We start from the raw sequence: 273 nt of genomic DNA, 5'->3' as shown, positions 1-273 counted from the left end.
CGGAGAATGAAGGTGCCAAGTTCTGGCTGTCCGTGCTGACAGAACTCAAGAGCCGGGGCGTGCAGGATATCCTGATCGCCTGTGTCGATGGCTTGAAAGGCTTCCCTGACGCCATTGCTGCCGAATACCCACAGACCCGTATTCAGCGTAAGCGCCCGGCCGTCACACCTTGACCTAGCACATTAGTGATGCTGGAAATTATGGAGCTGGTTGCCAGTGATGAGGAAGTAATTCGTTGATGCGGCTGAATGGCTGTAACGGTAGTCTTTCCAG

Annotated in this window: 1 pseudogene; it reads left to right on the top strand. The window is 54.2% G+C overall.

The window, feature by feature from the left end:
* Window positions 1–146, top strand: a pseudogene (locus ACO0LN_RS30365) (transposase); the annotation flags it as partial.
* Window positions 147–273: the final 127 nt, after the last annotated feature.

Origin of the sequence: Undibacterium sp. TC9W (genome assembly GCF_049339865.1) — a bacterium.
GTDB lineage: Bacteria > Pseudomonadota > Gammaproteobacteria > Burkholderiales > Burkholderiaceae_D > Undibacterium.
This window is presented reverse-complemented; position numbering and strand designations above follow the sequence as displayed.